The 13609-nt window shown below is 67.1% G+C and carries 10 protein-coding genes; 8 read left to right on the forward strand and 2 right to left on the reverse strand.

All coding sequences use genetic code 11. The features are described from left to right. Positions 1-73 precede the first annotated feature (73 nt). Positions 74-478 carry a TOBE domain-containing protein gene (locus AC4H2H_RS10180; protein WP_494370690.1) on the reverse strand — a complete coding sequence of 135 codons (405 nt, stop codon included), beginning with the start codon at positions 476-478 and terminating at the stop codon, positions 74-76. A gap of 148 nt (positions 479-626) precedes the next feature. On the opposite strand from AC4H2H_RS10180, the gene AC4H2H_RS10185 reads away from it, so the two are divergent. The 8 genes from AC4H2H_RS10185 to AC4H2H_RS10220 all read left to right on the forward strand — a co-directional run bounded on the left by AC4H2H_RS10185 (position 627) and on the right by AC4H2H_RS10220 (position 12682). Beyond that, positions 627-1115, forward strand: coding sequence for a GNAT family N-acetyltransferase (locus AC4H2H_RS10185; protein WP_494370691.1), 489 nt, complete (start codon positions 627-629; stop codon positions 1113-1115). Between the two features lie 413 nt (positions 1116-1528). Then, a complete protein-coding gene (locus AC4H2H_RS10190; protein ID WP_494370692.1) occupies positions 1529-9082 on the forward strand; it encodes an RHS repeat-associated core domain-containing protein in 7554 nt (2517 codons plus the stop codon). Continuing rightward, on the forward strand, positions 9076-9528 hold the full coding sequence (locus AC4H2H_RS10195) for a hypothetical protein (RefSeq protein WP_494370693.1): 453 nt from the start codon (positions 9076-9078) through the stop codon (positions 9526-9528). Before AC4H2H_RS10190 ends, AC4H2H_RS10195 begins: the two co-directional genes overlap by 7 nt. Positions 9529-9655: 127 nt before the next feature. Further along, positions 9656-10060, forward strand: a complete 405-nt coding sequence (locus AC4H2H_RS10200; protein ID WP_494370694.1) for a hypothetical protein — start codon at positions 9656-9658, stop codon at positions 10058-10060. 29 nt (positions 10061-10089) lie between these two features. Further along, complete coding sequence (locus tag AC4H2H_RS10205; RefSeq protein WP_494370695.1) at positions 10090-10638, forward strand: hypothetical protein; 549 nt, start codon at positions 10090-10092, stop codon at positions 10636-10638. A gap of 365 nt (positions 10639-11003) precedes the next feature. Next, entirely contained in the window at positions 11004-11261 is a 258-nt protein-coding gene (locus tag AC4H2H_RS10210) for a HEAT repeat domain-containing protein (protein WP_494370696.1), read from the forward strand. Between the two features lie 249 nt (positions 11262-11510). After that, a complete protein-coding gene (locus AC4H2H_RS10215) occupies positions 11511-11795 on the forward strand; it encodes a hypothetical protein (RefSeq protein ID WP_494370697.1) in 285 nt (94 codons plus the stop codon). A gap of 104 nt (positions 11796-11899) precedes the next feature. Beyond that, on the forward strand, positions 11900-12682 hold the full coding sequence (locus AC4H2H_RS10220) for a hypothetical protein (protein ID WP_494370698.1): 783 nt from the start codon (positions 11900-11902) through the stop codon (positions 12680-12682). 310 nt (positions 12683-12992) lie between these two features. Here the strand turns inward: AC4H2H_RS10220 and AC4H2H_RS10225 are convergent, their stop codons facing one another. Continuing rightward, complete coding sequence (locus AC4H2H_RS10225) at positions 12993-13559, reverse strand: DoxX family membrane protein (RefSeq protein WP_494370699.1); 567 nt, start codon at positions 13557-13559, stop codon at positions 12993-12995. Between the last annotated feature and the right edge of the window lie 50 nt (positions 13560-13609).

The following is a 13609-nucleotide window of genomic DNA, read 5'->3' on the forward strand; positions in this document are numbered from 1 at the left end:
CCCGCCGACCGTGCACGCCCGGCGCGTCCGCAGGCCGGGGCGGCCAGGGGTCGGCACCTGCGGGGGGATTTCCTCATGCCGCCCCGCCGGGGGTCTCGACGATGACGGTCGTCGCCTTGACGACCGCGACGGCCAGGCTCCCCGGCTCGAGCCCCAGCTCACGCACGGCCTCGGTGCTCATGAGCGACACGACGCGCTGACCGCCGCACAGCATCTCCACCTGGGACATGACCGTGTCGCCCACGACGTCCGTCACGATCCCCACGAACCGGTTGCGTGCGGACCGCGCCACGCCGGACGGGTCGGGCGTCGGGTGCGACTGTGCGACGGCGAAGCGTGCCAGCTCCGCGCCGTCCACGACCTTGCGCCCGGCGTCGTCGGCGCTCGCGGCGAGGTCCCCGGCGTCGACCCAGCGGCGGACGGTGTCGTCGCTCACGCCGAGCAGGTTCGCGGCCTCTCGAATCCGAAAGTGCGGCATGAAATGCACGATAGACCCGCGTCTGCGGAGTGTCACGCCGCGCTGCCGTAGGGAGCGGTGTGTCGCGCTCCGCCGCGGGGTGCCTCAGCGGCGAGAGAGAAGCGCCCGACCCAGGAACAAGCCCGCCCGGATGTGGCACGCTCCTGCGGTGAGCGAGACGACCACCCGGGCCGACGTGCGCGTCGCCGTCGAGGACCCGACGGCCGCCGACGTGCTGGCCCTGCTGCAGGAGCACCTCGACGACATGTACGCGACGTCGCCGCCGGAGAGCGTGCACGCGCTGGACGTCGACCGCCTGCGCGGGGCCGACATCACGTTCGTCACCGCGCGCGGCGCGGACGGGACGCTCCTGGGGTGTGGCGCGCTCAAGCAGCACGACGCGGCGCTCGGTGAGCTCAAGTCCATGCGCACGACGGCGGCCGCCCGGGGCCGGGGCGTGGCCGCGGCGGTCCTCGGGTACCTGCTCGACGCCGCCCGTGACCGGGCGCTCGAGCGTGTCAGCCTGGAGACGGGCGCCGAGGAGTACTTCGCGCCCGCACGGCGCCTGTACGCGCGGCACGGGTTCACAGCGTGCGGTCCGTTCGCCGACTACACCGACGACCCGAACAGCGTGTTCCTGACGCTCGCGCTCTCCTGACACGAGCCGCCCAGGGAGGACGCGATGACCACGACCGTCGTCGCCGCGAAGGTCGCTGCCCCCTCCGATCGGGTGGTCTTGAAGCGGCCGTGACGACCTGTCGTTCACGTCGCCGTGGTGGTATCGATGCTGGTCAGGCGGGCCTCATCGGCACGCTTCAGCGATCCGTCACCCGCTCGTCACCGCCCGTCCATTCGTCCCGAACGCGCCCCTGATTGCGCCCTACCCGGCACCCGTCCAGGATCCGGGCACTGGCTGTACACGGTGATGTCGGCAGCGCCGCGCGTTCTGGGTCTGAGGCGCCCCATGCGGACATCGTGACGGTAGGGGCTGCGAACATGTCGATCGGTTACGGACGGCGCCGGGGTGCGCGCAGGAGCGCGGTCGTCGCGCACAGGCCTTGGGCTGCCGGAGTGGTCGCGCTCGCACTCCTGTGCGGGGTGATCGTTCCCGCGTCGGCCGACCAGTCGGGTCGCGGTGAACCCGCGCTGCCTGTGGGCCCGGAGCCGCTGACCACGGTCCCGGACTCGGCGTACGTGCCGCCCGAGGGCGACCTGGAGCGGCCTGAGCCTCCGGAACCAGAACGCCCACCTGCGGGGAGTGAGCAGGCCCAGCGGTTGGCAGCGGTCGAGTCGCAGATCGACGACCAGGTCGACGCAGTGACCGACTCCTTGACGGAGGACGTCGTCGCAGGTGCGCCGGCGCCGTCTGTCGTCGGGCCTGCGTCTGGCGTCGCGGCGGAACGCGCACAGGAGCAGATGGCGAAGGCCGAGCTGCCTGCTCCGAGAGACACCGTCACGGCGGACAAGGTCGAAAGCGGTTCGGCTGCGACGACGGATGCGGCCGACGATGCGCCCTCTGCAGTTGCTGCTGCGTGTGAACCCGTGCCGAATCAGCCATATCAAGGGCGCATGGCTGTCGAGTCGATGGTCACGGCGGTGTGGAACAACCGCGACGGCAAGTACCGGGTCCGGGTGACGAATCAAGGAACCCACGATTGGCCTGTTGGCTCCGCCGTGACCTATCAGGTGTTCGACACCAGCGGGAATCTCGTCCCCGGTACGCGCCCGACGACCTCCATTCCGCTGATCACCGATGCGATCGGCGGATGGACATCCTTTGACGCGACGATCGGAAGGCTCCCACCGGGAACCTGGTTGTTGGCGTGGGACATCCACGTGGCAGGAGCGGGCTGGCTCACCGACTATGGGTCCTGCTCGTCGAACTTCCAGCTCACGGTCGTCAATCAGCCGCCGTCGTTGACGTACTCGACTCCGCTCGCGAACGCCACGGTCACCGACCGCAATCCCTTCCTGACCGTGACCGGATCGGACCCGGACGCCTGGCCGGCTCCGAGTCGACTGTCGTACCAGTTCAAGGTCTGTCAGGACGCCGCGCTGACCATCGGCTGTCGGGTGTCGTCCTGGCAGTCGTCCCCGCGCTGGCAGGCGACGGGTCTCTCCTGGGGCGGCGCGTACTACTGGGGCGCCCTCGTGTCGGACGGGGTGGCGACTACCGACGCGACCTCGAACGTCCTGCCGTTCTGGGTCGTGGTTCCCGCCCCGGACGACTGGCGGCTCGTGGGCAACGGCCTGGGTCTGACAAACGTGCACGGCCTCGTTCTTCCCTATGGCGTCTTCGTGCATCGCACGATCGACGCCGAGCTTCCTGGTGGGGGTCTGCCGCTCAAGCTCGAGCGCACTTTCTCGTCCGGGGCGCTGTCCACTGAGGGAGCATTCGGCAAGGGATGGCTGTCGCTCTTCGATGCCCGAATGGTGTATGAGCCGGGGAACAGCCTCATCCGGTTGACCTATCCCGACGGCCGGCAGGAGAACTTCGGTCGCAACGCAGCGGGCCAATGGGTCGCCCGGACCGAGCTGGGCACGACCAACCGCTTGACCTACAACAGCTCCCGCACCACCGTGACGCAGTCCACGGGAGAGACGATCGTCTACAACAGCACGACCGGCCGACTCGAGGAGTTCTCCGTCGAAGGCGCGGGGGCATGGCAGCTGACCTATACCGACGGGCTGATCACCCGGATCACCCAGCGTCCGTCGGGCCGAGCGATCGACGTCACGTGGTCGACGACGGGTACGACATGTGCGACGTCCGTACGCCCGACGCGCCCGTACATCACCGCCGTCAGCGTCGACCGGGGTTCGGGGGTCGGACCGGCGCGGTGGACCTACGGCTACTCGTGCTCTCGGCTCGCCACCGTGACCGACCCTGAGGGCGGTGTTACTCGGTACTCGACCTCGGGCAGCGGATTCTCCGGCACGACCGCTGCGGGGCGTCCCATCCCGGGACTGGTCTCGTCGGGATCGTGGTCGACGATTCCGAGCAGCTGGCAGGAGCGCTCGATCGTCGTCTCCGAGCCGGGCGCGATCAACCGCACGATCAGGCTGCTTCGCCCGTTGCGGGGCTTTGAGAGCTATTACCGCAGCGCCTACAACTCGTTCAACGGCGTGACGGCGATGTACTGCGGAACTCGTGAGGTTCGCAACAACGCGGAGTACTGCTACGACAGCTACGACACCCTCGAGTTCGACGTTCAAGGAAGACTCCGGGTCAAGGCCAAGCGCGAGGACGGCGCGGGAGCGGGGACCGGCAACCCGCGCCGGTGGCTGTACAGCGCGGTGGACGGTCGGCTGAACGCGGTCATCGACGAGAACTACAGCGTCGTGGAGTTCGGCTACGACGGCTGGGGGAACCTGTCGGCGTCCTACGCGATGCGTGACGCCGCCACTCAGGTCACGAGCGTGAGTCACTACCGCCCGACCGATGCCGATCCGGACGGTCCGCCTCGACTGATGGGTGCCCAGGTCGTGCCCACGCAGGCAGGCCAGGAGGTACCCGGCGCCGAGTTCGCCGAGCAGTACACGTACGACGACGCGGGTCGGCTCGTGGCGATCGACGGGCCGTCCGTGCCTGGTGTGCCTGACGGAGAGCAGCGCTCCTATGCGTACACCACGGGTAGCGAGCAGGCCGTCGGCGAGGACGGGAAGCCGATCGCCGGCAAGGCGATGCCCGCTGGTCTGCTGCGCACCGAGACGACGGCAGCCGGTAGGGCGACCTACGACTACAACGCGGCGGGTGACCAGTCGAGGATCATTGAGCCCGGTGGTGCCCAGGTGCTGCGATCGTTCGATGCGCGCGGGTACCTCGTCGCAGAGAGGGTCAACGGCGCCGCAGTTGAGCTCACCCGGGACAGGCTGGGCAGAGTCACACGCGAGACGCGGCCATGCACGCGCAACGAGGTCACGGGCGTCAGCACTGCCCTCCGTATCGATCGGACCTATGACGCCGACGGCCTGGTGACCACCACCACCGAACGCGCGATCGACTGCGGCACGGGTGAACAGACCGGATCCGAACGCACGACGAGACATGCCTACACGCCTCAGGGGCGGCTGGCAGAGGTGACCGACCCAGCCGGCGGGGTCACCCGATACACCTACTCGACGACCAACCCCGATCAAGTGATCTCCGTGACCGACCCACGGGGACGGATCACGCAGTACCAGTACGACTCCCGGGGCCGGTTGATCAGCATCCGTGCCGATGTCGGAGCACCGGGGGCCACCGCACGCAAGGAGATCGCCTGGCACTCCTACGACGTCGCCGGGCGGCTCCTGTCGCAGCTGGACGCGCTGCAACGACCGACGTACTACGAGTACACCGACGACGGGTACGCCACCCGCGCCTACCGCACGGGGGTCGTCGTCGGCGGCAAGGCCACCTCGATCTCGCTGTGGGAACGTCAGCTCGACGGTCTCGGCAACGTCATCGAGGAGACCGTGGGCGGAGATGCGGCGATCTCCGGTGACGGTCGAACGACGGCGTACGTCTACGACGCGATGTCCAGGCTGGTGACCAGCACCCTGGACCCGGGTGGTCTCGGCCGGACGACACGGACGGAGCGCGACGGGGCCGGACGGACGATCGGGCATGTCCTGAGCGACGCGGTCCGGACGGAGAGGACCACCTACGAGCTGGACTTGGGCGGGTACATCGGGCTCGCCCACCAGTGGCTCGGCGAGAATGCCGCGCTGACCACGTGGTTCGACCGGGACCTGTGGGGTAACGCCGTCTGGACCCACGATCCCCAGGGGATCCTCACCGCGCAGACGAGCGCGGACGCGATCGGACGCCCCGTCAGGGCTCAGGGGGCCGAGGTCCTCGTCGACGCCCCGACAACCACCTCGGGCGAGGACGCGTACACGGGTCTGAGTCAGACCGGGGCTCGGGCCGAGGACAAGATCGGGTACGACGCGTTCGGCCAGATCAGCGAGACCGAGGACTCTCTCGGCAACGTCACCCGATACGTCTACGACGTCGCGGGCCGCCTGATCGAGACACACCTTCCGGACTACGAGGGGCCCGACGGCGACGCTGTCACGTCGATCACCCGGTACGAGTACGACACCGCGGGGGACCTGGTTCGCAAGACCGACCCGCGAGGGAACGTCACCGACTACGCGTACGACGTCGCGGGCAACCTCATCACCGAGCGCGCCCCCGAGGTCGACGGCGTGCGGGCGACCACCAGCTACGCCTACGACGCAGCCGACCAGCTGGTCTCGACCACCGACCCGACTGGTGTCCGTACCCGGTTCGCCTACGACGCTCTCGGCCGCATGGTGTCCGAGACGGTCGAGAAGCGCACTGATCCAGCCGACGACGGCTCGCCCACGGTCGATCACACCACCGCGTACGCCTACGACGTCGTCGGGAACCTGACGTCGGTGACGACGCCGGCCAGGCGAATGACGCGGTTCGAGCACAACGCGGCCGGCGAGGTCGTCACCGTCCGCTTGCCTGGCATCAGCAGTCCGATGCGTTTCGAGTACGACGTGGCGGGCCGGGTCGTCCGTGAGGTGCAGACGACCGGTGTGTCGATCGAGCATGTCTTCGACCTGGCCGGGCGGGAGGTCTCCTCGACCGTCGTCGGCACAGCCGGGGGTCGCCTGACCACTCGGTACGAGTACGACGACTCGAGCAACCTGACGGCGATCACCGACCCGCGCGGCACGACGACGACCTACACCCATGACGATGCGGGACGCCTCACCGAGGTGACTCAACCGGTCGACTCGTTGCGCTCGATCGTGACGCAGCTGGGCTACGACGCGGCGGGCAACATCGTGCGCGTCCGCAACGGCAATGGAATCGACACCTGGACCGACTACACCGAGTGGGGGCAGGTCGAGCGCGTCGTGGAGGCGCTGACGAGCCGACACCCCGACCTCGTCGATCGCGCCTGGGAGTACGAGTACGACGAGGCAGGGAACCAGGTCCGTGAGACCAAGCCCGGCGGGGCGGGAACTGCGCAGTCGTACGACAACCTGAACCGACTCGTCCAGACCCAGGTGTGGGACGACGGCGGGGAGCGCAACACGGGCGCAGATGTCACCAACACCTACGACCTGGCCGGACGGCTGCGCGAAGCGGGAACCGGTCAGGGGGACCTGCTCGCTCTGGCGTGGGACGACCTGGGCAGAGTCACCGAGTCGGCCACAGCCGCGCAGACCCACCGATTCTCCTACGACGCGGACGGGTTGTTGACCGCCGATCAGGCGGTGCACGGCCCGGAGCAGGGAACGACCCGGTACTCCTACGCCCAGTCCGGCCAGATCGCCGTGGTGGAGGGTGCATCTTCTGCCGGTACGTGGTGGGACTGGGGATACGACTCCGCAGGGAGGGCTGTGGCCCGAGATCACAGTCAGGGTTACGGGGACTTCGCGTACGACCAGTACGGGCGACTCGAGTACGTGGTCGGCTACGACCTGGGGTGGGACCCCGTCCAGGAGGTGCGTTACGAGTACGACGCCAACGGAAACGTCACCGCGAAGCACTCGACCACGGAGGCTCAGGCCGGCGGCGAGTACACCTATGACCTTGCCGACCGGCTGACCCGGTGGAGCCCGCGCGCTGCTGACGGCACCGTGGGCGCGACCTACGAACGCTCCTACGAGTGGGACGCTGCAGGCAATCGCACCGGCGAACAGATCAACGTCGCCTCCCACTCATGGGACTACGACGAGCGCAACCGACTGGTGTCCACTGCCGAGGACGACGACTACAACCCACCCCGAACGTCGCAGATCGACGTCGACGCCGCCGGGAACGTCGTCGGCATCGGGGAACGTCGCCTGACGTACGACGGGCTGGGCCATCTCACTGCCGACGACGAGTCGACCTATCAGTACGACGCGCTCGGACGACTGCTGATGCGCGGCGCCGCGACGTTCGACTACGCGGGCCTGGACGTCGATCCCGTCGCGGCTCCCGATGCCGACGGCCAGATGGAGCACGCCACTCGCGCGCCTGACGGGACACTTCTGGCAACTCGGGGAAGCTTCGGGGCGCGGGCCGCGCTTCTGGACGGTCGTGGTGACGTCACCGGATCCATCGCGCTCGACGGAGCTGGTGCCGGGTCACGCGCCAAGGGTGACGTCGGATACGAGCCGTTCGGCGGCCGTTGGTCGGGCTCCGCGAGCCCGTCTGGTCCTGTTCCCGAGCGCGCTTCGACGTTCGGCTATCAGTCCGACTGGACCGATCCGACGACCGGCGCCGTCATGATGGGCGCTCGCTGGTACGACCCTGCCCTCGGGTCCTTCCTCAGCCGCGACGACACCGCCCTGCCCGCCACCTCGCCAGGGGCCCTCAACCGGTACGGCTACGCGGACGCCAACCCCAGCACCAACACCGATCCAACTGGCCGCTGGGCCGTCAGCCCGCTGCTGATGCCGCCCCCGGTGCTCGACAGGGTATCCACCATCATCGAACGGGCCGCCCCGCTCGCCGAGTCTGTCGCTGAGTCGGTGGCCGAGGCCATCGGCAAGCGCGCCGTGCGGACCGTCCTCGCCAAGATCGCCGCGCGCGCCGTCCCCGGGTTGGGGCTCGCACTCACGATCCTCGATGGATATCAGCTCTACCAACGCCTGACCACCGGCCCCTCCGTGGGACCTGCGCCTGGATCGACGCCTGCACCGCAGCCACAGCCACAGGCACAACCACGGCCGCAGCCACGACCCGACCCGGTCCCCGCCCCGGTTCCCGTCACGTGGACCACGTCGTCGACCCATACCTGGGGGAACGCCTCCAGCACCGTCGCGCTCGCCAACGTCGGCGGAATGCGCGTCGTGACGACCACCTGGCTCTCGGACCTGTATCGCAACGACCGTACGGACTGGTCCAACGGCGCCTGGAGATCGACGAACACTCACCTCGGCCGCTATGCGACCCTCATCATCCGCGAGGTGCTCGGCAAGGTCGTCGACCCCTTCCGCGTCGACCAGTCGCACGCGACCCCGCTCCTGACGGTCGATCAGCTCGTCTCGCCGGCCGGTCAGGCAGCGGACGACGGACAGTGCGGACTGACCGGCACCATCCAGTCGTGCCTCCTCGGCAAGCCGCTCGTCACCACCGACTGTGCGGCGTGGACCGGGCCTCTCACGCTCTGCACCCCGATGGCCGCCACGCCGGGGCCACCAGGAAGCACCGGCCCGACCACCGCGACGACGTCGAAGCGAACCAACCCCACCCCGACCGCGCCCGAACCCGGTGCGGACGGCGGCGGCGACGGCGGCCCGGGCAAGCCCTCGGCAACACCCATGCCAGACTGTCAACCCGAGGATGACCAGGCTGGAAAGGGCTCGAGCTATCGTGAGACCTTCTTTCAGGCACACCCCGAGCTCCGCGGTCGAGTATGGGTGCACCATTCAATCGAACGCCAGGTCCTGAGTCTATATCCAGGAACCTTCACCGTGGAGGAGATAAACTCTTTGTCGTACTTGCGAGGCATACCGAAGGAAACAAATAGCCGAGTCCATCTCAGCGAGATTCGGAAGATCTGGAACCGCTTCTACCGGGAGAACCCTTCGGCGTCGCGGCCGGATATTCTCGCGCAGCGTGACCAAATCGACCGTGACCTTGGCGACCAGTTCGATCCACCATGCTGACCGAGTCGAAGAATTACTATGTAATTGAACCCGAGGTGGCAGGCGGGATCGGCCCGGGAACTGTGATTGATCGCGCGCGCGTGCCTCCTGTTGTCAAACGCTTAGAATATGTCATCGAAGGCTGGTTGGGCGACCCGGTTCTCGAAGGTTATCCGTGCTTTATTGTCACGGTAAATGTTCTAGTTAAACTGCGCAGAATCGGTTCATCCGGGTACACTGCACGACCGGCCAAGGTATCAGTAAGCGAAGACTTCCGTGAGATGCAGCCGGCGACGCTACTCCCCAAATTCCTATGGCTGGACGTCTGGGGGGTGCCCGGACGGGACGATCTGGGGACGGACGGAATCGGCCGTCTCGTGGTCTCCGAGCGCGCACTTGAAACGCTCAAATCGGCTGGAATGGTTCATGCCGAGATAATGCCGTGGCGGGTTGACAGAGACCAATAGGTGATTCGTGGGAGAACCCCAACCCGGCGCGGCCAAACTCGCCGCCGCCGTAGGTGACGCTAGAAAGGTGGATCGTGGACCGCGATCCCTGGCCGGACAACTGCGAGTCCTGGGCGGGAGTATACGGATGAACGAATCGAAACTGGATGTAATCTCGATTGGCGCAATGTTGGGCTCGGATCCAGAAAGCCGCGCATGGTTGCACGACATCCGAAGCCTCTCAAAGCGCCTCGGCTCCCTTTCCGAGGGCGCGGACAGCCCGATTCGGGTCAACGTAGTATTCCTTGTTGACAACCCGAATGCCCCCAACGATTTCGTGGGGGTCAGGACGGGTCGGTTCAGCAGAAAGGACTCCCTGCTCATGGTTCAGGCCTCGGTTCCTCGGATCGTCGAAGGCGATCGTCGCGACGTCCTGCTCCGACTGCTGACGGATGCGATCGCCGAGGCCGAGGTCTTCGCGCGGAAGCGCGGGATCGCGGAGTCGCTCGACGTGCTACGGCGGATCGCGCATGACGTGGTTACCCAGTGGTGAATGTCGCTGAGGCGGGGAGTAGGGGAAGCATGAGTGGTCATGTTCCTCAAGATGTCGCGAGCGCGGTGACCCGCATAATGGATGGAAAACACCTTCGCTCGGCGATCGCCGAGATTCTGCGCCAGCTTGGATATGCGAAGCGCCGCAGTCTGTGGGCGAAAAAACGCGGTGCGATCACGTGGGCGATCTACCTGGACCGCAATACGTTTGTGGACGCGTACGCCATCGAGCTCGGGATCATGCTCATGGACAGCCACACGGGGGAGCTCCCGCGCCGCGTGGTCGATATGCACCAACGACTCTTCCTGGAAAAACTCGTGCTCCCAGGAATCGATAACGCTGAAATTGAGGCCGCGCTCGATCTTGCGCGAGTGGCCTTGCCTGACGAGAAACGCGTCCGGATGATTCGGAATGCGCTCCTTGCACTCGATTTGTGGACCGAAAACATCCGCGATATCGACGATCTGCGACAACACTACGAAGCCGGGGAATTCGAGTCGTCCGGTGTTCCACTGAAGTTCCGGGAGATGATGAGTTCCGATTCCTCACCGAGCCCCGGTGGTCGCGATGCACACTAGATTCCGGGGCGATCCACCAGATCGCGATGATGTCGTGGTTGGTGAACCTGCGGCCGGCGAGGAGCCGATCCTGGCGAAGCTTCGTGAGGTCGGCCATGATGTGGCCTCGCTCGCCGACCTCCGTGGTTCCGGCATCAGATATCCCCAGGCAGTTCCGGTACTTGTCGACGCGCTGTCGGTGACCAGCGAGAAGAAGACGCTGACGGAGATCGTCCGGGCGCTGAGCGTTCCATGGGCGAAGCCAGCCGCGACTGGTCCTCTGGTCGACTTGTTTCGGCGAGTCGACGATCCGACAGGGCTTGGTCTGCGATGGGTCATCGGGAACGCGCTTGATATCGTGTGGGACGATCATCTTTTCGATAAGTTTGGTCGACCTTGCGAGAGACCGCTCGTATGCCCGGGCCCGCGAGATGGTCGTACCCGGTCTGGCAAGGTCGAAACGAGCCGAAGCTGGCGACGTGCTCATCGAACTACTCGACGACCCCGAGGTGAATGGTCACGCAGTGAAGGCGCTGGCAAAGCTCACGTTGCCGCGCTCAAAGCCGGGGCTCCAGCGGATGACGGCGGACTCGCGCGCCTGCGTGCGCAAGGCTGCCGAGAGCGCTCTGAAAAAACTCGCCTGATGGTCCCCACGGCGCAGAGGTGCTGCTGTTGTCGCCGACGAGGCGAAAGGAGCTAACGGCATCGAGATTAGGCGGGAGGCGTGAAGGAGGGCTCGACAGTCGTGACCGATGGGCGGGTGTGGGAACGTGAGTGGCGAAGGGGTTAGGGCAATGTCGGTTGGCGCCATACCTGACTCAGATTTTGAAAGTCGCGCATGGCTTCGTGATATACGAAGCCTAACGATCCATGTTGACGCGCTCGTCGAGAGCGTGGAGAGCCCGCTTCGGGTGAACGTCGTGTTTCTCGTCGACCATCCAAGGCACCCCAATGGCTTCGAGGGGGTCAGGACAGGTCGGTTCAGCAAGAAGGACGCTCATCTCATGGTGCAGGCCTCGGTTCCGCACATCCCGGTGGACGGAGACCGCCGAGCCGTCCTGCGCCGGCTCTTCACGGACGCGATCGGCGAGGCTGAGGTCTTCGCGCGGAAGCGTGGGATCGCGGAGTCGCTCGACGCGATCCGTGGGATTGGTGATGACGTGGTGTCCGAGTGGTGACGGTGAATGCCGACCCGTCGCACGGGGATCTGCGCTGCCGGGGCGTCGGCGTGACGATCCCTGAACCAACTGACCAGGCCAGATGAACCAAGAAGGGGGCCGACGTGGCCGCTGACTACTACGTTGCCGACACCGAGAACGGCGACCACATCGACGACCCGTCCGAGGACGCGCTCTTCATGCTGATCGAGGATCTCGACACCCGCACCAACAGGTTCGTCCTCATTCGGCCCGCTGACGACGATCCGTGGTTCGCCTCGGTCACCGTGCTCCCGAAGGGCGGCTTCGAGGTCGAACGCCGCGACGACACGCGCTCCGAGCACACCACCACCAGGAGTGAGGATGTGAACCAGATCGCTCGCGACCTCACGATCTGGCTCGCCGCCCGCTTCCGCTCATCGCCACTCACGACCTGGGCGGCAGTCCGTGCCGGCGGCTCAGGGCAGAAAGAGCTGTGGGTCGAGGGTGGGCGAGTACGGCTGAGTGATAAAGAAGTCAGGGCGATCTCGATTGGTGCCGTCAGTGGTTCGGACCATGAGAGTTGCGCATGGATGGACGAGATCCGGAGCCTCAGTCGGCGCAATATTTCTCGCGACGGGGGCGTCAGCAGTCCACTCTGGGTCAACGTCGTGTTTCTTGTCGACGACCCGAGCCATCCCAACGGGTTCGATGGGATCAGGACGGGTCGGTTCAGCACGAAGGACGCTCACCTCATGGTGCAGGCATCGGTTCCGCACCTCCCGGTGGACGGTGACCGCCGCGCCGTCCTGCGCACGCTCTTCATGGACGCGGTCGCCGAGGCGGAGGACTTCGCGCGGAGGCGCGGTATCGCGGAGTCGCTGTACGTGGTCCGTGGGGTCGCCGAGCGCGTGGTCGCGGAGTGGTGAGCACGGCCCTGCGTGCTTCCCGACGCGATCGTGTCTACCGACGACGCGGCGTCCCCGGTGATGCACCGTGCTGAGCGCAGCGCGCCGGTACTACCTGATCGAGCCCGAGGTCGCGGGTGGGCTCGGTCCCGGCACCGTGATCGATCGCGGGACCAGGCCGCCCAAGGTCACCCGCTTGGAGCATGTGTTCGACGGGTGGCTGGGGGACCCTCTTCTCGAGAGGTTTCCGTGCTTCATCGCGACGCTTGCAGTCGTCTCTGCGCTGAGCGCGGTCGGCTCTACCGGCTATGTCGCGCTCAGCGCCTCGGTGTCATGCGTCGCGCTTCAGCCGGGCGCCGAGCGCGACGGCGGCGACGACGCTCGCGCCGGCGATGAGCACGATGTCCTTGAGGACGTACTGGCCGAGCAGGGTCACGCCGTCGCCGAAGAGCTCGCCGGTGAAGAGGACGAGCGGTGACAGGATGCCGGGCATCGCGACGGCGAGGGCGAGCAGGCCGAGCTTGAGGAGCCGGCCGGTGACGAGCGTGAGGCCGATGAACACCTCGAGCAGCGCCGTGAAGATCACTGCGGCGGTGCCGCTGACGAGCCCGAACGTCAGCGTCTCGACGGTGCGGGCCGCGATCGACTCGGCGGGGCTGGCGCCGGGCAGGAACTTCAGGGCGCCGAAGCCGAGGAACACGAGGCCGAGGGCGACGCGGAGCGCGGGGACGGACCAGCGCGTGAGGAACCTCGCCGTCTTCTCGACGGCTGCCGTGACGACCGTGTCGACGCGGGCGGCGATCGTCGTGGTGCGTCGCGACGACGCGAGCGCGGGCCGGGCGGCGCGCGGCGGCCGGGCCGCGGGTGGTGTCGCGGACGTCGGGGCGGTCGTGGACATCGTCGTACCTCTTCCAGGTGGTGGGAGCGGTCGGGACGACCGCCCCTGGA

The organism is Cellulosimicrobium sp. BMG9.22, assembly GCF_059159975.1.